Consider the following 24,180-nt stretch of genomic DNA (forward strand, 5'->3'; position numbering starts at 1 on the left):
TACTCCTATCTATGTGTCCGTGGATCACTTGCATCGGCTAAGTTTTGACCAACTACGAAGAAGGACAGGGATACCAAGATCAGGGTTGTCAATGGAATCCAGAAAAGGTAAGCATTGGTTGTTACGTTTTGTGAATAGTCGGAAATCAAGCGTCCCAAACTTGGAACTGTTACAGGAAGACCAAGCCCAAAGAAGGACAGGAAGGCCTCGTAAGAGATAAAGCTTGGAAGCATTTGAGAAGTTGTCGTCACAATAACAGATACCAACTGGGGCATGATATTCTTGGTCACAATCTTATATGTCGGAGTTCCCAAGGTACGCGATGCCAAGTTATACTCCAAATCACGGTAACGCATAATTTGAATACGGATCGTATACGCAATTCCTACCCAGCCAGTGATGGTCATGGCGAAGATCAAGTTCCAGAAACCAGCACCGATAGAGTAAGTCAAGACAATGACAATCAAGAGGGCTGGAATATTTGAAATGATATTGTAGACTTCCATCATGACACGGTCAACTGCTTTGGAAATTCCCCAGATAGCACCAATAATAATTCCGATAATCAGGTTAATGAGTGTTGCGATAATGGAAATCAAGATAGAATTCCGCGCACCAAACCAAACACCGTCAAACAAAGATTTACCATTACTGTCTGTACCAAACCAGTGTTCAGCATTTGGTTTGATATAACGCATACTAAAGTCATTTACCTTGCTGACATCATTGAAATCGAAATTCGAGAACATTGGATAAATGAAACTCATCAAAACGATGGCAACCAGAATTCCTAACATGATCGTCGTTGATTTCTTTTTCAAGAACTGACGCATAACGGAGCGCCAGTATGAATAAGCTGGAGCATCAATCGTTTCAGAGGCAAAATCGTCACGTTTGACAAATTGGAATTTACTTTTATCAATTGTAGCCATTATTTACCTCCTTTAGATGTTAATTTAATACGTGGGTCAAGCATTGTCATCAAGATATCACCAACTAAGAGGGCAAAAATTGAAAGACAGGTGAAAATGAATACAAGACCAACCACCATTGAGTTATTTGATGCCTTAACAGAATCAATCAGCATTTTACCCATACCAGGAAAAGCAAAGACAGTTTCTGTCAGGGTCGCACCTGCAATAACACCAACGATAGAAGCTGGAATACTAGATACCAACGGCACCATCGCATTCTTGAAAATGTGCTTGTTCGAAATTTCTTTCTCAGAAAGACCTTTGGCACGAGCAAAGCGAACAAAGTCTTGGGATTGTAAGTCAATCATATAACGACGAATCCAGACAGCTGTCACAGGTGCGCTCAGAAGTCCAAGAATCAAGGATGGCAGAACATACGAACGCCAGTCGCCTGCTCCCAAAATTGGGAAAGAATCTGGAAGTCCAATAGCTGAACCAGCCAAACGAACAATATAAACAAGAGCGATGGTTGGCAGTGACATCATGAAGGTCAAGGCACCTGTTGAAATACTATCAAACCAAGTATTTTTCAAACGAGCCATATAAGAACCAAGCGGAACAGCAATCAAATAAGAAAGCGCCACACCAATCAGACCAATAATAGATGAGCTGACAATCATCGATGGGTTTTGATAGTTATTCTTGGTTGCAGTGTAAGCATCTCCCTTGCCATATTTAGCAATATCCTGAGAGTCTGCCTTACTTGGAGTCTTGTAGGTACGAGAGTAAATATCTACAGCAGAAGTTTTCTTACCTGTTGGGAATTGAACTTCTGATGATTTTGTTTGACCTTGTCCTTGGGAAATAACTTGCAATACAGGCGTATTCGCATAGGTAGGATAAGAATTTCCTAGGTTCAAACTAACAAAGTTTTGGTGAACAAATGGGAATTGGCCATTAAAATATAGAAGATATTTATGACGAGTACCAGAACCTACGACTGACCAACCAATGGCAGGGTCATTTTCGATACGGATATAGCGTTTAAGATTTGGATTTTCCTCATCTTGAATCGCATTTGGATGATCAATCTGAATCAGATTAGCATAGAACTCAAGTACACGTTCGTAAACTGGAACTTCACGAACAGCATAGAATTCTTTGCTTTCTTTGAATTGATACAATTTCCAACCTTTGCCAAGTTTTTCAATATAGGCTTCGTAGATCTTTTTATTCTCATCGGTTGCCTCAGTAGTTACAGATTTATTTTCCTTCTTGGCTTTTTCCTGTAACTCTTTTGTATCATAATAGTCAATATAACCCATCCGTTCATAGACTGTATTTTCATAGTTTGTCTTTTTATCTTCGGTTGTGGCTATCTTATTGTAGTTCGGGTCTTGTTTGAAAATCAATCTTCTCGGAACCATTGTATAAATAATGGTATAGGTCAAGGTCGTTACCAAGAAAATCGACACAATTGAGCGTAAAATACGCATAAAAATGTATTTCTTCATTTATCGTTTCCTTTAAATTTCAAAAGAACTTTCTCTCGTTATTAGAGAAAGTTCTAGTGAACGATTTATTCTACATGACTTTCGAGATCTTTTTGTGCTTTCGCATTTGACTCTTCTTTTTCTTTCAGCCATTTCTTACGAGCTGCTTCGTAGTCTTTCTTCGTTACTACGTCATTTGTAACTTTAAGACGTTTGAAGTAAGTAGAACTTGTCTTATTACCAGTTTGAGCATAAGCGCCTGAGAATGGCTCGATACGTGAGATAAATGGTGCTGCACCAGGATTTGCCATCAATGGAACAACAAGAGAGTTGTCTGTCAACCAAGCCTGAGCTGCTGCATATTTTTCGTAGCGAGTAACAATATCTGAAGTTTCCTTACCAGCTTCATTTACCAAGCGGTCAAATTCATCTAAACCAACTTGCTTAGCGGCTGCATTGTCTGCTCCCTCAAAACCAAGGTAAGTCTTTGTAGTTTTAGTTGATGTAGTTTTCAAAATATCCAAATAAGTTGATGGATCTTGATAGTCAGGGTTCCAACCAACAGCTGTTGAGATATCCCAGTCTTCGCCAGCAGCATTTGGTGCATAGTAAGTAATGTTGTAAAGATCATCTTCTGACATTTGTTGAATATCTACAACAACATTCTCAGTTCCCAAAGTCTTTTCAACAGATTGCTTAAGCGATTGTGCGCGGTTAACCATTGGCTTAGAAGTCTGAGCAACTGGGAGATCCAGATGGATTGGGAATTCCACTCCGTCAGCTTGTAGAGCTGCTTTTGCTTTGGCAAACTCTGCTTTTGCTTTCTCAGCATTAAAGAGGCCATCTTGACCGTCCTCAAGTTTAACACCTTTCCATTCGTCACCCAATGCAGCAACTTTCTCTTCTACAACGTCACCAAAAGATTTATCGCCAACTTGAACAAATGAAGGTGGTACATAAGTATTACGGACAGCGTAAGGAGCACCCTCTTTACCATTGATCTGTGCTGAGTATGATGTGCGGTCAATAGCAAAGTTCAAGGCTTGACGGAAGTCTTTGTTAAGAATCGCTTTCTTAGTAGCAGACTTCTGAGCATCTGTTGTTTTGCTTGTATGGTTGTAACTTTGACGATCAATATTGACACCCATAACAGCTACACCAGCACTTGGCGGTGTGAAAAAGATATTATCCTTGAAGTCTTTTTCTACTCCAGCATAGTTTGAGCTTGTAGGGTAGAGACGAGCTACTGTGTAGGCGCCATCTTTAAAGTTACGAGCAAGGGCATCTTGGTCTTGTCCATCAAAGTAAGACAACTTGATAGTATCGACATGAACATTTTCCTTATCCCAGTAGTTTTCATTCTTTTGATACTCAACAGCAGACTTAGCAGTGATAGACTTCATCAAGAATGGTCCATTGTAAAGGATAGAAGATGGGTCAGTAGATTGACCAAATTTGTCCCCTTGTTTCTTAAGGAATTCAGCATTAACTGGCCAAAGAACTTGTGAAGTTGTCTTTGAATTCCACTGTGGTTCAGGTTGGTTCAAAGTATATTGGAGAGTGTGGTCGTCAACTGCCTTAACTCCAACAGTAGAGAAGTCAGGTGTTTTACCATTTACGTAGTCATCCAAGCCTTTTACAGATTGTTGCACAAGATAAAGGGCTTCAGATTTCTTATCAGCAGCATGCTTGAGGCCAGTCACAAAGTCCTGAGCTGTCACATTCCCGTATTCTTCACCTTCTGAAGTATACCATTTAGCGTCTTTACGGATTTTATAGGTATAAGTCAAACCATCTTTAGAAACAGTCCAAGACTCTGCAATAGACGGTACAAAATTACCATATTGGTCATTTTCCAACAAACCGTCCACACCGTTAGTCACGAGGTCAGATGTTGAAGCCTTACCAGACGTCACATAGTCCAATGTTTCTGGTTCAGCAGTATAGACATAATTATAAGCTTTTGCTGCGCTGTTTCCTTTTGATGAACCAGAACAAGCAGCTAAAACGCCTACTGAAAGAAGGCTAACCCCAGCTAAAGCTAATACTTTGCTTTTTTTCATACGAATTCTCCAATTTTGTTTTTTAGGTTTACTTAGGATTATAGCACAAGAAAGGAAAAAAGTAAACTAAATTTTCTGAATATTATGGTAGACATGCAATAACTCTACTCTATTACTCGTGTTCATTTTCCACTGCTATTCTAAGAAAAACTTAGCAAGTCTAAAGACTTATTTAATAGAAGGGTAGTATAGTCCGGATCATCCTTGAGTTCTTTTATGGAAGTCTGAACCAACTCCAAATCATCTGTAATCATCCCATCCACTCCTAAGCGAAAAGATTTGACGATGCTATCCTCATCATTAATAGTCCAGTCATAGAGGCGTTTGTCGGATTGCCAGAGTTTATTGACAAAATTTTCATCCAAGGTTGAATATTCCATGGTGTAGCCAGAAGCTTTAGTCCGTGGAAAGATTGTATTATAGGGCAGGATAAAAAAGCTGGGGATAGAAGAGTCATATTTGACTACCTGATCGATGACTTGGTAGTCCAAAGACTGAATCTGGTGTTGATAAACCTTGATTTTGGCACCATACTTGCTCAAGAATCGCTCCATCATATCCTTGGAGTCTTTCTTGCTGGTCTTGATTTCTATCAAGAGGCGCTGTCCGAGTTGATTGGCACGAGTAAAGTAATCGTCAAAGCTAGAAATCTTAGCCCGATAGCCATTTTCTGAAATCTCTAGCGAAGTTAGTTCGGCCAAGGTTAGGTCTTGAGGCTGGGCATCAAGACCTGCCAACTGCTTCAGATTTGCGTCATGCATCATGACAAATTGCCCATCCTTGGTTTCCTGCACATCCATTTCTACCAAGTCAGGTTTGAGCAAGGCTGTTTTTTCCAGCGCTTCTACGGTATTTTGGATTCCATTTTCCCTCGAAACCCCTCTATGGGAAATCGTAATCGGAACGTTCTCCAAAGGGAAATTTAGATAGACATAACCTTCTAATGCGAAGCTTAAGCTGGCAATAGTCAGAACAAACCAACGCATTAGAGACAGGCCTCTTTTCGTTGGATAGTCATTTAAGGTACGATCTGTCAGGAAGGAGACAAATTTGAGAAGGAAATAGGACAACATAGCATAGTAGGCAAACTTAATCAGGACAAAAGCTACAATACCGCTAAAGAGGACAACCTCATTTGGTTGAGTGTGCATGTACCGCTGTCCTAGTATAGCTGGAGCTGCGAGAAAAGTATAAAGCAGAAAGCTTTTGATAATAATCCAAAAAAGATGCCTAGTGTAAAAGAAAAGGCGGTTCTTAGTCTTGGCCAGACTAAAGCGAATTGCCTGAGGAACTGTCGCATGCTCAAAAAAGAGCTGTGGTAGGGCAAACATTAGTCGCACTGCCACCAGAAGCATGCCGACCACAAGAAGTCCCATGAAAACAGCGAACAAAATATTATTTGCCAAATAGGTGACAATAAAATCCGGAACCAAAATTTTATTGAGATAGTAGATTTTCAAAATTTGGCGCAAAAAAGGAAAAAGAAAACCCATATAAAGTACGATAAAGAGCATCTTCCCTGGGCCAGCCTTCTTGACAATAGCAAAACTATCCCTGAATGTTTTTCCAAGAAAAGCGAATACTGGTCGATTTTCTTTATCCAAAAGGTTGCGAATCCCCATGAAAATCATGCCGCTCTGGAAATAGGCGACAAAGAGATTGACCACAACAAGGACTAGAAAGCCTAAACCGACTAGCCAATTGGAGCTGAGGACTGCCCAGACATTGTTGTAAGATAAAAAAAGATAGCCTGTCTGTTTGAGCAGGTATTCTGCTGCGTAGGAATTAAAGGGAATCCAAGCATACTCCATCATCATAAAGACCATGAAAAAGAGGACTAGGATCTTGTCTAAGTTATGATAAAAACGCTTAATGCTAAGTTTTTCTGGTTTCATCTTATTTTCTTCTTTCAGAAATTTGGGCGAAACAGGGGCAGTCAAGTTACAGTTACTACAGTGAGTCCGCTCTTGTTATTGCCATCTTGGCACCACCCCTTCTTTGACAAATAGAGAGTGGGACAGAAATCGGTAATTCGTCAGAATTCGATTTCGTCGTCCCACCTCCGCACAGTTGAGTAGGGCTGTAAAAGCTGATGAAATCAGCGTAGTAGAGTCCACTCAACCACTGCGTCTTGCTCGACAATCTAAAGACAATTGAGAGGCTAGGAATTTTGTCCCAGCCTCTTCTTTCTTATTTACCAAATAAACGGGCGAAAAATCCTTTGTTTTCCTGCTTTTGTACCTTCTCCTTGGCTTCATCCAGCTCCAAAAGGAGAGTCTCCCGCTCGCTCATAGCCTTGGCTGTCAACTGTTGCTGCTGGTCTAGTTGCTTATCTTTTTCAGCAATTTGCACGTCCTTGACACGGAGTTGTTCGTCTTTCTTAGCCAACTGATTATCTTTAGCCTTGAGTTGCTCATAAAGACGCAAAATCTCAGCATTTTTTTCATCCACTAAGATTTCCATCAACTCGCGCTGTTTGACTTCTTCGCTGACAGGCTCATCTTCAAAAATGGTCTTTTTGTAAATTTCTTCTAGCTTAATCAGGCCACTGCGGGTCACGACTGTGACACCTTTTTCATTTTTTTCTGTATCCTCTGGCGGCAAGGCCTTGACACGATTATTGATTGCCTGACGGCTGACTCCTAAAATCTCGGCCAGCTCGCTGACTGTCTTTTCAATTGCCATAATTTCCTCTGAAACTTTTTCTAGATATAGTTACCTAAATCTTATCATATCAAGGCTTAACTGTCAAATAGAGCAAAAAAGCGAAGCAATATATTGCTCCACTTTCCTAGCTTTCTATAGTTCAACTTGAAAAATTTCCAAGCTCTGCATTTCTTCTTTAGTCAAGCGTCGCCATTGCCCCAGTTCCAGATTTGGATCTAGCTGCAAAGGTCCCATAGACAAACGCTGAAGGTCCGTGACTTCCTTCCCACAAGCTAAAACCATCCGCTTCACCTGATGAAACTTACCCTCTGATAGGGTGATACGGACCAGACTGGTCTTCGCCACCTCATCTCTTTCAAGAATTTCGAGTTGGGCAGGCTGACAAGTGAAATCTTTGAGTTCGATTCCTTGAGCAAAACGCTCAACATCTGCCTGATCCATCAGACCGGCAACCTGAGCTTGATAAACCTTAGCCACATGGCGTTTGGGAGACAGCATAGCGTGCGATAACTGACCATTATTGGTCAAAAGCAGAAGACCATGCGTATCCACATCTAACCGCCCCACAGGAAAGACTTCTTTTTGACGGGCAGTATGGTCCAACAAATCTAAAACCGTTTTATGGCGGTCATCTTCAGTGGCAGAAATGACACCCTTTTGTTTGTTTAAGAGATAGTAGACAAATTTTTCATAAACCAAGGTCTGACCATCCACCACAATCTTATCCGACCGCTCATCAATCTGTGTCTTGGCCGACGTGACTGCTGCCCCATTGACCCAGACTTGACCTTTTTTCAATAGTTGCTTGACTTGACTACGTGAGCCAAGCCCACTTTCCACTAGAAATTTATCCAAACGCATACTCTTCTCCTAAGCAGACTTTTTCTTGAGAATGCCGAATGCCAGCACTGCCATTAAAACCATCAGACTTCCCAAAACGCAAAAAATAAAGGAAGCTTGGCTTGAAAATTGACTAATCAATGACAAAAAGAAAGTTGTAGCGGTAGCTCCAGCACTACAACCTAAAATCACAATCGAAGTCACTTTATTCAGGGATTTGCTAGGGATTCTCTCGGAAAGAATATGAAAAATCGCTGTCAGACTGACACTATAAACAAAGCCAGAAGCGATGGTAACCACACTCAAGAGCAAGAGATTGGGTGCCAAACCAATCATGATCGCAGTAAAACCAAAGACCACTCCTGCAACCGTCAATAAATTTTCCTTGAAATAATGAAGAAGAGGTGCAAAGGACAAGCCTGCGGCAATACCAATCAACTGCATGCTTGAAAGAATCAAACCTGCCGTCTGAACGCTGCCCATACCAGACTTTTCAACCAGGCCGGGCACGCGCACGTTGATAACTACATTCGTCAAGACAATCACGGCTGCTACCAGGGCTAGGCCGATTGTCAGAAACCACTGTGCAGCTGTCAGACCCTTTCCTTCCTGATGAGCCTCATGATGCTTCTCCTCCTTGCCATAGGGAACAAAGAGCAGATAGAGAGTTAAAACAATCAGCCCCGACGCATAGACCAAGAAAGAGATTTCCCAGCCAAAGCGAAGCAACTGGCTCACTCCAAGTGTCAAGAGAGCCGTCCCGACAACTTCAGCCGATCCACGTAGACCGAGGGTCTGAATCCGTTCCTTGCCCTCATAACGTTCGCTGATAATCGAAATGGCCTTAGCATTGAGCAAACCAACTCCCATACCAAAGATCAGGCGCGAGGCAAAAATCACCCAATATTCCTTATTCACGAGAGGAACAAAGCCGCAAAGAGAGAAAATCAAGAGCCCCGTCACAATCATCTTTCGTTCCGATAAATATTTCTCCACTAGGCCATTTAAAACTAGCATGAGCATAATCCCAGCCGATGGCAAAGAGACCAACAATTCAATCCAACTTTCTGGCAAGTCTTTATAAAAAGCAAACATAGCCGATTGGGCACTGGAAATCGAAAAGGAGGTCGTCAACACTAAAGAAAGTGAGAGAATACTCACTTTTTCCATAAACTTTTTCATTCTATTTTCCTTTAAAAATCACACTCATTCTATCATACAGCTTTTTAGAAAAAGACGCAATCATCTTTTCTTAAAAATTCAGCCATTAAAAAGAGTATTCTTTCGAAAAATTTCTCCTCTGATAAAAGGACAAGCCCTTTCTTTATTTCTGGAGGGATTTGTGTTATGATGAAAGAAAGAAAAAGGAGAGAATCATGTCTGTTAGTGAAAAAAAATCGGTTATGGATAAATTAACCAAAGCAGCTCATTTGATTGATATGAGCGATATTATTCGCGAGGGAAATCCTACCTTGCGTGCGGTGGCTGAAGAAGTCAGCTTCCCCTTATCTGATCAGGAAATCATTTTAGGTGAGAAAATGATGCAGTTCTTGAAACATTCTCAAGATCCTGTCATGGCTGAAAAAATGGGACTCCGTGGCGGAGTTGGTCTAGCAGCGCCTCAGCTGGATATTTCTAAGCGGATTATCGCTGTGTTAGTGCCAAATCTGGAGGACGAAGAAGGAAATCCACCTAAAGAAGCCTACTCCCTAGCTCAGGTCATGTACAATCCTAAAGTTGTTGCCCACTCTGTGCAAGATGCTGCTCTAGCTGATGGAGAAGGCTGCCTTTCTGTTGACCGAGAAGTGCCAGGCTATGTTGTGCGTCATGCACGAGTGACCGTGGATTACTTTGACAAGGATGGCCAAAAACACCGCATCAAACTCAAAGGCTATAATTCTATCGTGGTTCAACACGAGATTGACCATATCAACGGCATCATGTTTTACGACCGCATCAATGAAAAAGATCCATTTGCAGTGAAGGACGGCATGCTGGTGCTGGAATAAACGACCATATATTGCAATCAAAAATACCTAGACGTTTTCACGTCTAGGTATTTCTTTTACACTATTCTAGGTGCCTCGATCCCAGAAAAGAGCCAAGAGGATCACAGCACCCAAGACTGAGGGAAGAATGGCTGTGCCCGCTAACATCGGTCCCCAGTGGCCAAAAAGCAATTGCCCAAGCCATGAACCAAACCAGCCCAAGAGGATTTTTCCGATACAGCCCATACGTTCCCCGCGGCTGGTGACAGCCCCAGCCATGAGACCAATAATAAAACCGACAAACATACTACCAATCATATAGGATCCTTCTTTCTATGCTTCTAAGAATACTTTTCAAGAAGCAGGTGGGAGCTGTCAGATTAAAAGTGCCCGTCAAAACAACTTAAAATCTTAAATTGCCCAATCTCCATTGCGGAAGATTGCTACACGGCTGCCGTCTTCGCGGATGCCATCGATATCCATTTGATTAGAGCCAATCATAAAGTCCACGTGAACATCTGAGCGGTTAAGTCCCGCAGCTTCAAGCTCTTCTTCGCTCATATCTGCTCCGCCAACCACGCTGGTCGCATAGGCTGCACCGATAGCCAAGTGGTTTGAAGCATTCTCATCGAAAAGGGTGTTAAAGAAGGTAATACCTGACTGGGAAATTGGGCTTGGATCTGGTACCAAGGCACATTCACCCAAGGCACGAGCACCCGCATTTTCAAAGACAAGATCCTTCATAACCTGGTCTCCCTTCTCAGCAGTAATGTCCACAATCTGGCCATCCTTGAAGGTCACCTTGATACCTTCGATGATATTTCCATTATAGCTAAGTGGTTTTGTAGAAGTGACATAACCATCTGCCCTACGGAAGTCAGGGGCTGTGAAGACTTCCTCTGTCGGCATATTTGGCAAGAATCCTTCGCCCTGTGCGTTGATGGCACCAGCTGATTCCCAAACGTGGTTCTTAGGCAAGCCAAGTGTCAAATCAGTTCCTGGCGCTGTGTAATGAAGAGCTGAAAATTGCTCCTTATTAAGCATTTCTGCCTTGCTCTTAAGGATAGCAGCGTGTTCTTCCCAAGCCTTCACGGGGTCTTCTTCGTAAACACGGCAGGTTTTGAAAATCTGATCCCAAAGCAAGTCTACCGCTTCCTCATCACTGGCTGCGTTTGGAAAGACCTTCTTAGCCCACTCTGTACCGGCTGCTGCAGCGACTGTCCAGCTGACTTTATTGGATTGGGTTGCGATTCGCATCGGCTTCATGGCTATCCCCATAGCCTTAGCAGAAGCCGATAATTTCTCGGCATCCACGCCATTTAAAGCTCCTGGGTCAGATGAACGAACGCCCAAGCGGCTGGCTTTCTTTTCGAGGAGATAGTTCATCTCAGCCACCTTATAGTCTGGAACATTGTCCAAGCGCTCCATCGGTGCATGGAGGAATTTCTCCCGCGTAGTCAAATCATCCGCCCACTGGACGATGACCTCGTGAGCACCCAGAGCATAGGCTTCCTTGACAATCAAGTGAGCCAGCTCACGCTGCTCCACATCAATATTGAGCGCCACCGTGTGACCCGGCTGCACATTGATACCATTAGCCACCAATAATTTAGCGTATTTTTCTAAGTTTTCTTTAAAATTTGGCAGAACCATGCTGCTTCTCCTTTTCTTTTGTTAATTCTCTTTAAACAGGGACAGCAGGCTAACCGCTGCCACAGTGCCGCAAATCAAAGCGGTCATTTTCAAAATCGTATCTGGATCAAGATCCAGCTGGTAATCAAACACCTTTTGCGCAGGCTTATCTTCGGCATTTATTCTAAGTTTCATGAGAGAGTCCTTTCCTTTGTTAACCATCTATTGGTTTATGATGCCAGATGACTTTCATATTCCAACCATCCTGAATTAATTTACAGCCTGGCAGCAACTTCCCATAAATCTCTTCATATCCTTTTTTAGAAAGGTAGCGATCTGTTGCTAAATGATTGAGCCAAGATTTGGAGGTGCTATGTTTGAAGATTCTTCTGGCATTTTTCAAGCCGAATCTTTTCCAGTGTCGAGGAAAATCTAAATAAGCGCCTACAACATAGGTCCAAGTTGAAGGAGTGGGCTTTTCTGATACATTGTCCATAACAAACAGGATGCCACCTGGCTTTAGTAATTTCTTACATTTTTCCAAAGCTTCAGGGATGTCCAAATGATGAAATGTCGTTCGACTGAAAATAAAATCAAATTGTTTCTCAAAAACAGCGGTTAAAAAATCATCCTGCAGTAATTCTACATTCTGTAAATCTTCTTTTTCTACTTTATCTTTTGCTATCTGCAGAAAATCCACAGAAAGATCTATTCCTGTCACATGTTGAAAATATGAAGACAGAAAAATGCAGGTATTCCCTCCGCCACAACCAATATCCAAAGCGGAAACTCTACGGTCAGGCAAATTATCCAGTAGATAATCGGGCTTGCCTTCCAAAAGAGTAGTTACCCAATCGTATTCTAAAGCAACCGCATTAAATTGTTCCGTAATATTTTCCATAAACATCCTTCTTAAAAAAACTCATCAAACAGACTCAACTGGTTATCCTCGGGCATATTTCCTAGAATACCCATGTCGTCCATTTTTTCGACTAGGGTGCTAGAGAGGCCGCCACGTTTGCGGAGCTCTGTCTTAGAAAGGAATTCACCTTCTTCCCGCGCTCTAACTAATTGGCGGGCAACGTTATCACCCAGACCGTCCATGGTAGAGAAAGGCGGGATAAGGGTATCTCCTTCGATGAGAAACTCGGTCGCGTGGCTCTTGTAGAGATCTAGCTTGCCGAATTTGAAGCCCCGCTCCAGCATTTCATTGACGATTTCCAGAGTCGTATAAAGGTCAATTTCTACATTGGAAGCTTCGTTGTTCTTGCGCTTTTCAGCGATTTCGCTCATCCGGCGTTTGACGGCATCAAGGCCACCACTCATAGTCTTGATATCAAAGGCCTTAGCCCGGATGGAGAAATAAGCACAATAGTAATAAATCGGATGATGCACCTTGAAGTAGGCCACCCGCAGGGCCATCATAACGTAGGCTGCCGCATGGGCCTTGGGGAACATGTACTTGATCTTTCCACAGGACTCAATGTACCACTCTGGCACATTGTTTTCCTTCATAGCTGCGATGTAGCCGTTGCGCTCTTCTTCAGAAATCTTCAGCCAAAGGCCCTTCCGCACGCGCTCCATGATCGTAAAGGCCATCTTAGGATCCAAGCCTTTGTGCATAAGGTAAACCATGATGTCGTCCCGACAGCCGATAACGGTGGACAAGTCGGCAATCCCTTGCTTGATCAAGTCCTGAGCATTACCCAGCCAAACATCCGTACCATGAGAGAGACCAGATAGCTGTAAGAGCTCTGCAAAGGTGGTCGGATGGGTCTCATCAACCATGCCCCGTACAAAGTTGGTCCCAAACTCCGGAATCCCCAGCATACCAGTCGGCGTGCCGATTTGCTCCTCAGTCACCCCCAGAATGTCTGTTCCAGAAAAGAGGGCCATGACGCCAGCATCATCCATAGGAATGTCATTAGGATCAATGCCTGACAAGTCCTGAAGCTTCCTAATCATGGTCGGATCATCGTGTCCCAGAACGTCTAGCTTGAGGACATTTTCATCGATATCGTGGAAGTTAAAGTGGGTGGTCTGCCACTCGGCTGTCACATCGTCAGCTGGATATTGGACCGGTGTAAAGTCATAAACATCCATGTAGTTAGGAATAACAACGATTCCACCTGGGTGTTGTCCAGTCGTCCGCTTGACACCAGCAGCTCCCTGCGCCAAACGCTCAACTTCGGCGTCTCGGTAGAACTTCCCATAGTCGCGCTCGTAGCCCTTGACAAATCCATAAGCCGTCTTAGCCGCAACGGTACCAACGGTTCCAGCCCGAAAGGCATATTCCTCACCAAAGATGTCCCGCACGTCCAAGTGGGCGCTCGGCTGATCCTCTCCGGAAAAGTTCAAGTCAATATCGGGTACCTTGTCCCCGTCAAATCCAAGGAAGGTCTCAAATGGAATATCCTGACCGTTCTTGCTCAGCTTGTGGCCACACTCTGGACAGTCCTTATCCGGCATATCAAATCCAGAACCATAGGAGCCGTCTGTGATGAACTCGCTGTATTGGCATTTGCCACAGACGTAGTGGGGTGACAAGGGATTAACCTCGGTAATCCCGATCATGGTCGCAACAAAGCTGGATCCAACAGACCCCCGTGAACCTACCAGATAGCCCCGCTCATTGGAGCGTTGCACCAGCATCTGCGAAGCCAGATAAATCACGGCAAAGCCATTCCCCAAGATAGAGGTTAACTCTTTTTCAATCCGCAAATCCACGATATCCGGCAGAGGATTCCCATAAATCTCAAAGGCCTTTTGATAGGTCAGCTCGGCAACTGTCTCCTCAGCCTTATCAATGAAAGGTGTATAGAGGTCGCCCTTGACCACCTCGACCGGCTCAAAGGTCTCCGCCAGCTGATTCGGATTGGTAATGACCAGTTTCTTAGCCAAATCCTCGCCTAGAAAGGCAAATTCGTCCAGCATCTCATTGGTGGTCCGGAAGTGAGCCTTAGGAAGCGGAGCCGGCTGGGCATTTTCACCATGGCCAATGGTCCGGTTAATCATGGCTCCCTGACCAAGACTGCGGACGATAATTTCACGATAGATTTCTTCTTCCGGCTCGATATAGTGAACGTTCCCCGTCGCAAGGACAGGCTTGCCCAAGCGATCTCCGACCTCAATCAGATTGCGAATAATGGTCTGCAGTTCTTCTTGATCCTTGATCTGCTCTTTGGCAATCAGCGGCTCATAGATAGCCGGCGGCATGACCTCGATAAAGTCATAGTACTTGGCTACTTCGACAGCCGCATCCACCCCCTGAGAGACAACGGCGTCATAGACTTCGCCTTCTGAGCAGGCTGAACCCAGAATCAGGCCTTCACGATGGGCATCCAGCACAGTCCGTGGAATCCGAGGGACACCTTCAAAATATTTAGTATTGGACAGACTGACTAACTTGAAAATATTCTTGAGCCCCGTCTGATTTTTTACATAAATGGTCGCATGCTTGACCCGAGCCTTCTTGTAGGAATTCTCATCGACCAGATCCGTATTCAGATCCTTGAGATTAGTCACACCATGCTTTTCAGCCACATCCTTGATAAAGATAAAGAGGAGACGGCCCGTCGCTTCCGCGTCATAGTTAGCCATGTGATGATGCTCCAAGGCAATCTGGAATCGCTTGGTCAAAGGCCCCAGACCATGGCGCTTGTACTCTGGATAGAGATTGCGGGCAAATTCCAGCGTGTCAATGACTGGCTGGGTAATTTTCGGCAGGCCATGACGCTCATAGTTGACATTCATAAAGCCCACGTCAAAGGTAGCATTATGGGCAACGAGGACGCTATCCTGACAAAATTCCTGAAATTCTTTCAGAACTTGCTCTAGCGGCTTGGCGTTGCGGACATGCTCATCAGTAATCCCAGTCAGATCCGTCGTAAAGGCCGACAGAGGATAGCCAGGATTGATAAACTCATCAAATTCAGCGATGATATTGCCCTTATGCATCTTGCTGGCAGCAACTTGAATCAAGTCATTGTAGACCGCCGAAAGGCCTGTCGTTTCCACGTCAAAGACTACATAGGTCGCATCGCTCAGCTCCATGTCCACTTCATTGTAGACGATGGGAACCCGGTCTTCTACAATATTGGCCTCCATGCCGTAAATCAGCTGAATACCAGCTTTCTTGGCAGCCTTGTAGCCATGGGGGAAGCTCTGCACATTGCCATGGTCAGTAATGGCGACAGCCTTGTGGCCCCACTTGGCGGCCGTTGCAACGATTTCCTCTGCCTCAGGCAGGGCATCCATAGTAGACATATTGGTATGGGCATGAAACTCGACCCGCTTCTGTCCCTCAGGCATCAAGTCCTTGCGCTCATAGTGGGTAACTTCCTGGACATCCTGCACATTCATGGTCAGGTCACGAGTGAAGTTGTTCATCTCCACATTTCCGCGCACGCGCAGCCAGGCGCCTTTCTTAATCATGTCAAACTTCTTGGCTTCTTCTTCGTTTTTCATCCATTTTTGCAAGGAGAAGCTGGAAGTGTAGTCTGTCATTTTGAAGTTAAGCAAGACTCGGCCGGTCCGAGTGACCTTCTGCTCCATGTCAAAGACCATTCCCTCGAAGACCAGACGGTTTTCCTCAGTCTGAACTTCGATCATAGGAGTAATCTCTGCCTTGTCCAGATTTGGTTTAGCCGCAGCCTTGCGAGCTTGGAAATCATAAGTCGGTTTTTCTTCTGGCGGCGGTGCCATCTGTTGCAGAGATTCCATGGCTTTGAGCGCTTCTTCATTGGCCGCCTGAACAATCTTGTCATTCTCCGCCTGGAAATTCTCCGCTTGCTGCTGGGTCAGTTCATCACTGTGCTGAACCTGACAGGTCAGATGAGGAAAACCATACTTGACCAGTTGCCGGCTGAGATTGGGCAGGTGATTCTTGCGAAAATGCTCCGTATCAATGGTTGAAGCCCCCTCAATCAGCAGCTTGTCCCCATCCAAATGAACCTGCAAATCCTGATAAAGACTCTTGAAGCCATGACTGGCACAAGGCCCCTCCTCAAAGGCCAGCTGGTAATAAGCCTGCAAGAGCTCATCCGATACCTGAGGCGCCTGACAATGAATTTCAAAAACAGCTTGATTACCTGTCTTAGAAAACTCTTGAGCTAAGCGCTTCTGCAATTCCCGAAAAATCTCAATGGGCAGAATATTTACAAAAGAAAAATGAAACTCCCAGACCCGACTGACCTTGTGGACCAGAACCTTCTCAATTTCTGCATTCAAAAAGGCCTCTGAGTTTCTCATTTCCAGTGGCATATCCAGCTGATGCATTAAAATTTCAAACTTGTTTGACATGACATTTCCTCGTACAGTAGTGACCCTATTTTACCATAAATCAGCACTTTTTTCGACAGAAAAAGAGCGGAGTAAAGTTGTTGATACCTATATATTTATATGTTTTCTTGTCTTAAAACTAAGTTATGATATAATAGAAAAAACATTTATCAAAAGGAGTCTTAACTGTGAAGAAAATTTTACTAGCTAGCGCCTGTCTGCTGGCTTTGACTGCCTGCAGCATGCCTAAGCAAACTAAACACGAAAGCAAGCCCAACCAAAGTCAGAGCCAAAGCAAGCCAAAAAAAGAAGAGAAAGTAAAAACCAAGACTTTTGCTTACAACATGCCTAACGGATACAATAATAAAATTGTCGCTTATTATCAAAAAGATAGGATTCGAGCCTTCGATTTTATGGCTACGAAACCGACTCAAGAGGACGAGCAAAGTAAGAGTCCTGAAGAAATCATCAACATTTATCAAGAAGAATTGAAAGCCAGTGACTTTTATGATAAATTCAGCAAGTTAGATGGAGTCACACTTGAAGTCAAAGTTTCAGAGGACAAGAAAACCGTTGCACAAGTTGCCCACTTTGATCTCAGCAAAGCAAAAGAAAAACAAGTCATGGCTGCTTTAGGGGAAACAACTAAAGATAACCTATTCAAAAACCTTAAGGAAAAGCCCGAAGATTTCTTTGCTTTTCTGCTATCTCAAGGATTCACAGAAGAATAAAATCTTTTCGGACTGATTTTATACTTTAGAAACTATCCAGTCTTGCTAGCCAAGTCCTTAGTTCGCCAGCAAGAAAAAACTTAGAAAATATTTTATAGAGCAAGCTATTGGCATTCACTTCTCCAATAGCATGATTTTCAAGGAGTTTTTATGCGCTTAACTAAAAAAACTGTTTTTATTGGTATCGCTTCTCTTCTTATTTTGGGCTTAGCTGCATGGGGAGTAAATGTATTTCTCGTTATGAACAACGCTCAGCAAAGTTTTGATAAAAATTTTATTCACTTTCAAGCTAAAAGTGATGACAACGAAACTTTTATTACTCAAGGCATCGGAAAAAAAGAAGCCTATAATTTATCCTACTCTCCTACTAAGAAGACCATTGAAATAAGCAAATCAACTAAAAATGGAGATATCTATTCTTCCGATTCCATTTACGGAGCAGTAAAAGTCTATGATATAAAACAAAACGCTAATCGCTATGTCTTTTTAACAGCTGCAAAACCAATAATCGTTGACTTTGGAATAAGTTCAGTCAAGGTAACTTATGACGGAGGTCATTTTGAAACTCCATACTCTGAGCTGCATTTTGGTGAATCTTTCCCTAGTGAAGACAACTAGATGGGAAGTATTCCAGATCGTCAATCTTTATTTATGGACTAACCAAGCTAATAAGCTATGGTTAGTTTTTGTTTGCAAAAAAAGCGGTTTCAACCGCTTTTTATCTCAATACCGCTTCTGCCAGCGCTTTTTGGATAGCAATGACACTTTTATCACTTCGGAAGGTTAGGGTTTCAGCTGGTTCCTCAGCGCTGGAAACCCAGATTTTCAGTTCAGCGTCCAGGTCAAAGTGGCCAGCCGTTTCCACTGAAAAGCGAGAAATGGAGCGATAAGGATAAGACTTATAAGCCGTTTTCTTGCCTGTCACTCCCTGCTTGTCCACCAAGATCAACCGCTTATCTGTAAAGACAATCAAGTCGCGAATCAGACTGAAAGATAACTCCACATTTTCTGCCGGCGTCAGAATGTTCTCCAATTCTCTTTCTGTTTTTTCAATATCTTTCTGAGAAGCATTGCCCAATAAACCGCTGAATAATCCCATGTTTTGATCCTCCAATTCATTTTTCCCTACTATAGCATTTTCAAGGCTAATAAGCAAAAGAAAACTGCCAGATAAAACTGGCAGTTGTTTTTATTTTGTCAAAATAGACAGAGTTTCTAGCAGATTATCAGCGTGGACTTCAATGGTATCGCCCGTAGCCTTAATCTTGACTTCGACGATGCCTTCTGCGGCTTTCTTACCAACTGTCACACGGATTGGGAGACCAATCAAATCGCTGTCGCTGAACTTGACACCCGCGCGCTCATTGCGATCATCCACCAAGACCTCATAACCAGCACTTAGCAAGTTAGCCTCGATTTGGTCAGTCAGAGCCAGAGCTTCCTCGTCCTTGACATTGACCGGAATCAAATGTACATCAAATGGTGCCAGTTCTTTAGGGAAGTTGATGCCCCAAGCATAGCGGAATTCACCCTTAGGAGTTTTATTGACAAAGAGACGAGCGTGCTGCTCCATAACAGCAGAGAGGAGGCGGCTGACACCGATACCATAACAGCCCATAATCATCGGTACGGCACGGCCATTTTCGTCCAAGACATTGGCGTTCATGCTGTCAGAATAGCGAGTTCCTAACTTAAAGATATGCCCAATCTCAATCCCACGAGCAAACTTAAGGATACCTTGACCGTCCGGAGACACTTCACCTTCACGAACTTCGCGGATATCCACATATTCAGGACTAAAGTCACGGCCTGGATTAACACCAGTCAGGTGGTAGCCATCTTCATTGGCTCCTGCTACAGCGTTAGAAAGGTCTTGGACTCTACGGTCCGCGATAATAGTCACATCTTCTGGCAGATTGACTGGTCCTAGAGAACCAAAGGCTGCGCCCAAGAGCTGACGAACATCCTCTTCACTAGCGACTTCAAAGAAATCAGCTCCCAAATGATTTTTCAGCTTGACTTCGTTGAGTTGGTCATTTCCAACTAAAAGGGCTGCAACAGGCTTGTCATCAGCCATGTAGACCAAGGTCTTGATTGTTTCTTCTGTATCAACTTGTAGGAAAGCTGCCACCTCATCAATGGTCTTGCAGTCAGGGGTTTCTACACGCACCAACTCTGCCTCAGTCACTACTTTTTTGTTTGGTTTATAAGCATTGGTTGCCATTTCTAGGTTGGCCGCATAGCTAGACTCGCTAGAGTAGGCAATGGTATCTTCACCAGAAACCATCCATTTAAGCAATTCTGCCTTGATTTCTTCTTGTACTTCTGCAGGAATTTCATCAAAGCTGGCTACAGACTTGTCCAAGACAACCCAGCGATTCAAATCTGTTCGGTCCGGCGTAATGGCCATGAATTCTTGGCTGTCCTTGCCCCCCATGGCACCACCATCGCCGATAATGGCTTTGAAATCCAGCTCGCTGCGGGTAAAGATTTTCTCATAGGCAGACTTGTATTCATCATAAGCTACATCCAAGCTGTCATAGTTAGCGTGGAAACTGTAGGCATCTTTCATGATAAACTCACGCGTCCGCAAGAGCCCGTTACGAGGACGCTTTTCATCGCGGTATTTAGGCTGAATCTGATAGAGATTAAGCGGCAGCTGTTTGTAGGATTTAACCGAATCACGGACGATAGCCGTAAAGGTTTCCTCATGGGTTGGCCCTAGGATAAAGTCTGATTTCTCACGGTTTTTCAGCTTGTAGAGGTCTTCACCGTAGGTCTCGTAACGACCTGACTCGCGCCAGAGGTCCGCACTGAGAAGGGCTGGAGCCAACATCTCAACCGCACCAATCTTATCAAATTCTTGGCGCATGATCTTCTTAGCTTTTTCGATCACACGGTTAGCAAGTGGCAGATATGAATAGACACCTGCAGAGACTTGACGAACATAACCCGCACGGAGCATCAAAGCGTGGCTGATAACCTGCGCATCACTTGGCATTTCGCGAAGTGTTGGAATAAGCATTTTACTTTGTTTCATTCAGATTCATTCCTTTTCTATTTCAAAAATAATTTCATAATATCGTTCCAAGTAACGGCAATCATCAAGATAACCATGACCGCCACTCCAGCAAGGGTCAAGTAGGTCTCTACTTCCTGCTTGAGCGGTTTGCGACGAACCAGCTCGATCAAATTGATCAAGATTTTCCCACCATCCAAGGCCGGAATAGGGATTAAGTTAAAGATTCCGATATTGATGGACAACATGGCCATCAGGGACAGGATAGCTGGAAGTCCAAGCTCCGCTGCTTGCGAACTCGCTTTGTAGATCGCTACTGGACCACCCAACTTGTTCAAACTAAAGTGGAAGATGATATCCTTCAAGGCCGTCAAGATACGACTTGCTGTGTACCAAGTATCTGTCACACCTGACAGAAGCTTATCGAAAAAGCCCGTCTTGACAGCATTGGTCACACCGATATAATAGCGTCCCCCATCTTCTTCTGGTTGGACCGTCACTTTTTGAGTCTTTCCATCTCGTTCATAGGTAATCGTTACTTCTGGATTTTTTCCTTGGTTACGGGTTGCCTTCTGGACAGAATCTGTCAACTCATCCCAATTGGAAACCTTGTATTCATTGACCTGAACGATCTGGTCATTGTCTTTCAAACCAGCCTTAGCCACCACTCCTTGAGGAACAACCTGAACATGATTGCTATAGTAGTCCACTGCTCCTCCTCGCATAAAGGCTAGGAGAGAGTAGACGACAATGCTCAGGATAAAGTTGTTCATGGGACCCGCAAAGTTGGTAATGAGTCGTCCCCAGATACTAGCATTTTGATACTGCACATCTAGAGGAGCAATCCGTACTTCTGTCCCATCTTCCTCAACAATGGTCGCATCGTGATCAACAGAATAAGTCTTGGTCTCATCTAAGACCAGCCCTGTAATCTCCAGTTTTTCTTCAAAATCAAAACTGGTCACATTCATGGGTAGAGCCGTCTGATCGATTTTCTTGCCAGACAGATTGATACGGACGACTTTTCCATCTTCATTCAGAGTTAGACTAGCTGGCGTACCTGTTTTGATTTCTGTCGAATCCTCGCCCCAGCCAGCCATACGGACATATCCACCTAGCGGCAGAATTCGAATCGTGTAGGCTGTTCCATCCTTGCCAATATGAGCAAAGATTTTCGGGCCCATCCCAATGGCAAACTCACGAACTAGAATACCTGATTTTTTGGCAAAGTAGAAATGTCCAAATTCATGAACCACCACAATGACCCCAAAAATAATAATAAATGTAATAATCTGCATAAGTCTAATCTTTCTCTTAAGATTGTTCATTAAGCCAAGAAGGCTTTCGGCTGCTTGGCCACCAAACTCCTTAGAACAGGCCAAAGAGGTGCATCAGTGGGAAGACAAAAAGCAAGCTATCAAAGCGATCCAAAACACCGCCATGCCCAGGAATAAACTTCCCTGAGTCTTTGACACCAAAGTGACGCTTGATGGCGCTCTCTACCAAGTCGCCGAATTGACCAGCAATACTAAAGACAACTGTCAAGAGCAGCATGGTCACAAAACTATATGGAGTGGCAACTTGCGGACGAACAGACATAAAAATCGCCGAAACCAACACCGCTGAGATAATGCCTCCTAAACTGCCTTCAATGGTTTTATTTGGCGATACCTTTGGCAATAATTTTCTCCGTCCGTAGCGAGTACCAACCAGATAGGCCCCACTGTCTGTCGCCCAGACGATAAAGAGGGCCAGCAAAACCTTGTCCACATTCACCAAACGGGCATCGATCAAAGCATTAAAACCTAGACCGACATAAAAACTAGAAGCAATCGGATAAGCCGCATCTTCAAAGCTATAAGAGGAACCTAAAACAGTCGCTCCTAGCAAGACGAAAACAACCAAGCCATAAGCCATCACATTGCCGTCCACGGGCAAAAACTTCAAGTAATTTTCAAGTGGCAGGGTCAAGACGAAAGCTGCCAGCATAGCCAATCCGCCCTCCAAGGTCGCTGTCGGAAGCCCCTTCATCTTAAGCAATTCATGCACTGCTAGCATAGCTAAAAGGCCAACACTGATCTGGAAGGGAATCCCTCCCATCTTCACTAGAGGTATAAAAATAGCTAGAGCAATTCCTCCAAAAAGAAGACGTCTTTGTAAATCTAAACTCATCTTTTTCTCCCTCCTTTATACACCGCCGAAGCGGCGATTACGGCGATTATACTCTACAACTGCATCCTTCAAAGCCTTCTCATCGAAATCCGGCCAAAGGATATCTGTAAAATACAACTCGCTATAAGCTGTCTGCCAAGGCAAGAAATTGCTAAGGCGCAGCTCGCCACTCGTACGAATAACCAAGTCAGGATCTCGCAAGCTTACAGGCAAACTGCTAGTGTAGAGATAATCTCCAAGCATTTCCTCTGTAATATCTGCTGGCTGAACTTTCGCATCTAAAACATCTTGAGCAAGCTTCTGAACCGCTTGATTGATCTCAGCTCGTCCGCCATAGTTTAGGGCGAAGTTCAAAATCAGCCCCGTATTCAAGCGAGTCAGATCTTCAGCTTTCTCCAAGGCCTCAAAAGTAGCTTTAGGAAGGCGCTTCGTGTCGCCAATCATTTGAATTTTTACATTGTTTCTGTGCAATTCTGGCACATAGCGGTCATAAAACTCAACCGGCAAATTCATAATGAAAGACACTTCTTTTTCTGGTCGCGTCCAGTTTTCCGTTGAAAAGGCATAGACTGTCAAGACCTGCACACCCATCTCCTTGGCTGCAATCGTCACTTCTTGCAAGGCTTCCATACCTGCCTTATGACCAAAGACGCGCGGCTGCATACGTTTTTTAGCCCAACGACCATTGCCATCCATGATAATGCCTATATGCTTGGGAACAAGCAAGGCCTCATCGAGCTTTTCTTTTTTCTTAAAACTAAACATATTTTTTATCCTATTTAAAGTTTTATCATTTCATTATATCATAAATCCTTTAAATGTGGGCAGGAGAGCTGATTTTTCGTCTATCAGAGCTGATGATGAATAGCTGGTAGTGTATGCAGACAGGTTTCGCTAGTGTTGTGCAACTATAATATTGTAAAAGATGAGTTTACAATATGTCCTTAAAATAAAAAAGACAGCCTCTCGGCTGTCCTGTATCCTATTCTTCAATGGCAGTATCTTCATCAGACACAGCGATATCGCCTTCCACTCCTGCAGCAGCTGGGATACCTTCTGTCAATGGCAAAACAGTCTTAATGGCTGCCAATTCAAATGTCAAGAAAACACCGTCTACGTCCAAGACAACAGTCTTACGCTCTGAATCAACTTCGTCAACAGTTCCGTAAAGACCACCAATAGTAATGACTTCATAGCCTTTTTGCAGTTTATTAAGGCTCTCCATCCGTTTTTCAGCTTGCTTTTTCTGTGTCCGTACTTGGAAATACATCATCCCTACTAGTACAACAAAAAAAATAATCATCATTGTTGGATTCATTTCTCTTCTCCTTTGGAATTCATCTACTAATTACTATAGCAGATTTTGGCCCGTTTGACAAGG

The 24,180-nt window shown here is 43.7% G+C and carries 21 protein-coding genes; 3 read left to right on the forward strand and 18 right to left on the reverse strand.

Annotated elements, in window-relative coordinates; translation table 11 throughout:
• Nucleotides 1-5: 5 nt before the first annotated feature.
• From oppC to D8797_RS06940, 7 genes are all read right to left on the reverse strand, one after another.
• Nucleotides 6-932, reverse strand: coding sequence for an oligopeptide ABC transporter permease OppC (gene oppC, locus D8797_RS06910; RefSeq protein ID WP_125379790.1), 927 nt, complete (start codon nt 930-932; stop codon nt 6-8).
• On the reverse strand, nt 932-2,428 hold the full coding sequence (locus tag D8797_RS06915) for an ABC transporter permease (protein WP_125379791.1): 1,497 nt from the start codon (nt 2,426-2,428) through the stop codon (nt 932-934). The genes oppC and D8797_RS06915 overlap by 1 nt, the downstream gene beginning before the upstream one ends.
• 65 nt (nt 2,429-2,493) lie before the next feature.
• Nucleotides 2,494-4,470, reverse strand: a complete 1,977-nt coding sequence (locus tag D8797_RS06920) for a peptide ABC transporter substrate-binding protein (protein ID WP_061910453.1) — start codon at nt 4,468-4,470, stop codon at nt 2,494-2,496.
• 140 nt (nt 4,471-4,610) lie between these two features.
• A complete protein-coding gene (locus tag D8797_RS06925; protein WP_125379792.1) occupies nt 4,611-6,365 on the reverse strand; it encodes a glycerophosphodiester phosphodiesterase in 1,755 nt (584 codons plus the stop codon).
• 295 nt (nt 6,366-6,660) lie between these two features.
• Complete coding sequence (locus tag D8797_RS06930; protein ID WP_005591876.1) at nt 6,661-7,155, reverse strand: DUF536 domain-containing protein; 495 nt, start codon at nt 7,153-7,155, stop codon at nt 6,661-6,663.
• Nucleotides 7,156-7,269: 114 nt separating this feature from the next.
• Nucleotides 7,270-7,998 (reverse strand): pseudouridine synthase, encoded by a 729-nt coding sequence (locus D8797_RS06935; protein WP_125372134.1) that lies wholly within the window; start codon nt 7,996-7,998, stop codon nt 7,270-7,272.
• A 9-nt stretch (nt 7,999-8,007) separates the two neighbouring features.
• Nucleotides 8,008-9,159, reverse strand: coding sequence for an MFS transporter (locus D8797_RS06940; RefSeq protein WP_125372131.1), 1,152 nt, complete (start codon nt 9,157-9,159; stop codon nt 8,008-8,010).
• 194 nt (nt 9,160-9,353) lie between these two features.
• Here D8797_RS06940 and def point away from each other — a divergent pair, with 194 nt between their 5' ends.
• Nucleotides 9,354-9,986 (forward strand): peptide deformylase, encoded by a 633-nt coding sequence (gene def, locus D8797_RS06945; RefSeq protein WP_005591873.1) that lies wholly within the window; start codon nt 9,354-9,356, stop codon nt 9,984-9,986.
• 66 nt (nt 9,987-10,052) lie between these two features.
• Here the strand turns inward: def and D8797_RS06950 are convergent, their stop codons facing one another.
• The 5 genes from D8797_RS06950 to D8797_RS06965 form a co-directional block, all read right to left on the reverse strand.
• A complete protein-coding gene (locus D8797_RS06950) occupies nt 10,053-10,283 on the reverse strand; it encodes a GlsB/YeaQ/YmgE family stress response membrane protein (RefSeq protein ID WP_125372128.1) in 231 nt (76 codons plus the stop codon).
• A gap of 93 nt (nt 10,284-10,376) precedes the next feature.
• Nucleotides 10,377-11,618 (reverse strand): aminopeptidase, encoded by a 1,242-nt coding sequence (locus D8797_RS06955; RefSeq protein WP_125379793.1) that lies wholly within the window; start codon nt 11,616-11,618, stop codon nt 10,377-10,379.
• A 21-nt stretch (nt 11,619-11,639) separates the two neighbouring features.
• On the reverse strand, nt 11,640-11,792 hold the full coding sequence (locus D8797_RS10160; RefSeq protein WP_002911653.1) for a hypothetical protein: 153 nt from the start codon (nt 11,790-11,792) through the stop codon (nt 11,640-11,642).
• Nucleotides 11,793-11,811: 19 nt separating this feature from the next.
• Complete coding sequence (locus D8797_RS06960) at nt 11,812-12,498, reverse strand: class I SAM-dependent methyltransferase (RefSeq protein WP_032906159.1); 687 nt, start codon at nt 12,496-12,498, stop codon at nt 11,812-11,814.
• 11 nt (nt 12,499-12,509) lie between these two features.
• On the reverse strand, nt 12,510-16,898 hold the full coding sequence (locus D8797_RS06965) for a PolC-type DNA polymerase III (RefSeq protein WP_125379794.1): 4,389 nt from the start codon (nt 16,896-16,898) through the stop codon (nt 12,510-12,512).
• A 167-nt stretch (nt 16,899-17,065) separates the two neighbouring features.
• Between D8797_RS06965 and D8797_RS06970 the strand changes: the two genes are divergently transcribed.
• On the forward strand, nt 17,066-17,608 hold the full coding sequence (locus tag D8797_RS06970; RefSeq protein WP_125379795.1) for a DUF1307 domain-containing protein: 543 nt from the start codon (nt 17,066-17,068) through the stop codon (nt 17,606-17,608).
• 150 nt (nt 17,609-17,758) lie between these two features.
• Nucleotides 17,759-18,226: a hypothetical protein gene (locus D8797_RS06975; protein WP_125379796.1), complete on the forward strand. Its 468-nt coding sequence runs from the start codon at nt 17,759-17,761 to the stop codon at nt 18,224-18,226.
• 100 nt (nt 18,227-18,326) lie between these two features.
• On the opposite strand, the gene D8797_RS06980 is transcribed toward D8797_RS06975, so the two are convergent.
• The 6 genes from D8797_RS06980 to yajC form a co-directional block, all read right to left on the reverse strand.
• Nucleotides 18,327-18,707, reverse strand: coding sequence for a PH domain-containing protein (locus tag D8797_RS06980; protein WP_005592305.1), 381 nt, complete (start codon nt 18,705-18,707; stop codon nt 18,327-18,329).
• Between the two features lie 90 nt (nt 18,708-18,797).
• Entirely contained in the window at nt 18,798-20,648 is a 1,851-nt protein-coding gene (locus D8797_RS06985) for a proline--tRNA ligase (RefSeq protein WP_005591865.1), read from the reverse strand.
• Nucleotides 20,649-20,665: 17 nt separating this feature from the next.
• Nucleotides 20,666-21,925, reverse strand: a complete 1,260-nt coding sequence (rseP, locus tag D8797_RS06990) for an RIP metalloprotease RseP (RefSeq protein WP_125379797.1) — start codon at nt 21,923-21,925, stop codon at nt 20,666-20,668.
• 70 nt (nt 21,926-21,995) lie between these two features.
• Nucleotides 21,996-22,799, reverse strand: a complete 804-nt coding sequence (locus D8797_RS06995) for a phosphatidate cytidylyltransferase (protein ID WP_005591863.1) — start codon at nt 22,797-22,799, stop codon at nt 21,996-21,998.
• 15 nt (nt 22,800-22,814) lie between these two features.
• Entirely contained in the window at nt 22,815-23,564 is a 750-nt protein-coding gene (uppS, locus tag D8797_RS07000; protein WP_005591862.1) for an undecaprenyl pyrophosphate synthase, read from the reverse strand.
• A 217-nt stretch (nt 23,565-23,781) separates the two neighbouring features.
• Nucleotides 23,782-24,117, reverse strand: a complete 336-nt coding sequence (yajC, locus tag D8797_RS07005) for a preprotein translocase subunit YajC (RefSeq protein WP_005591861.1) — start codon at nt 24,115-24,117, stop codon at nt 23,782-23,784.
• Nucleotides 24,118-24,180 lie beyond the last annotated feature (63 nt).

The organism is Streptococcus cristatus, assembly GCF_003944225.1.
In the GTDB taxonomy this organism is placed as follows: Bacteria; Bacillota; Bacilli; order Lactobacillales; family Streptococcaceae; genus Streptococcus; species Streptococcus cristatus_K.

Coding starts and splice junctions, on each gene's coding strand:
- oppC (WP_125379790.1), bottom strand. CDS start 932: ATGGCTACAATTGATAAAAGTAAATTCCAATTTGTCAAACGTGACGAT.
- D8797_RS06915 (WP_125379791.1), bottom strand. CDS start 2,428: ATGAAGAAATACATTTTTATGCGTATTTTACGCTCAATTGTGTCGATT.
- D8797_RS06920 (WP_061910453.1), bottom strand. CDS start 4,470: ATGAAAAAAAGCAAAGTATTAGCTTTAGCTGGGGTTAGCCTTCTTTCA.
- D8797_RS06925 (WP_125379792.1), bottom strand. CDS start 6,365: ATGAAACCAGAAAAACTTAGCATTAAGCGTTTTTATCATAACTTAGAC.
- D8797_RS06930 (WP_005591876.1), bottom strand. CDS start 7,155: ATGGCAATTGAAAAGACAGTCAGCGAGCTGGCCGAGATTTTAGGAGTC.
- D8797_RS06935 (WP_125372134.1), bottom strand. CDS start 7,998: ATGCGTTTGGATAAATTTCTAGTGGAAAGTGGGCTTGGCTCACGTAGT.
- D8797_RS06940 (WP_125372131.1), bottom strand. CDS start 9,159: ATGAAAAAGTTTATGGAAAAAGTGAGTATTCTCTCACTTTCTTTAGTG.
- def (WP_005591873.1), top strand. CDS start 9,354: ATGTCTGTTAGTGAAAAAAAATCGGTTATGGATAAATTAACCAAAGCA.
- D8797_RS06950 (WP_125372128.1), bottom strand. CDS start 10,283: ATGATTGGTAGTATGTTTGTCGGTTTTATTATTGGTCTCATGGCTGGG.
- D8797_RS06955 (WP_125379793.1), bottom strand. CDS start 11,618: ATGGTTCTGCCAAATTTTAAAGAAAACTTAGAAAAATACGCTAAATTA.
- D8797_RS10160 (WP_002911653.1), bottom strand. CDS start 11,792: ATGAAACTTAGAATAAATGCCGAAGATAAGCCTGCGCAAAAGGTGTTT.
- D8797_RS06960 (WP_032906159.1), bottom strand. CDS start 12,498: ATGGAAAATATTACGGAACAATTTAATGCGGTTGCTTTAGAATACGAT.
- D8797_RS06965 (WP_125379794.1), bottom strand. CDS start 16,898: ATGTCAAACAAGTTTGAAATTTTAATGCATCAGCTGGATATGCCACTG.
- D8797_RS06975 (WP_125379796.1), top strand. CDS start 17,759: ATGCGCTTAACTAAAAAAACTGTTTTTATTGGTATCGCTTCTCTTCTT.
- D8797_RS06980 (WP_005592305.1), bottom strand. CDS start 18,707: ATGGGATTATTCAGCGGTTTATTGGGCAATGCTTCTCAGAAAGATATT.
- D8797_RS06985 (WP_005591865.1), bottom strand. CDS start 20,648: ATGAAACAAAGTAAAATGCTTATTCCAACACTTCGCGAAATGCCAAGT.
- rseP (WP_125379797.1), bottom strand. CDS start 21,925: ATGCAGATTATTACATTTATTATTATTTTTGGGGTCATTGTGGTGGTT.
- D8797_RS06995 (WP_005591863.1), bottom strand. CDS start 22,799: ATGAGTTTAGATTTACAAAGACGTCTTCTTTTTGGAGGAATTGCTCTA.
- uppS (WP_005591862.1), bottom strand. CDS start 23,564: ATGTTTAGTTTTAAGAAAAAAGAAAAGCTCGATGAGGCCTTGCTTGTT.
- yajC (WP_005591861.1), bottom strand. CDS start 24,117: ATGAATCCAACAATGATGATTATTTTTTTTGTTGTACTAGTAGGGATG.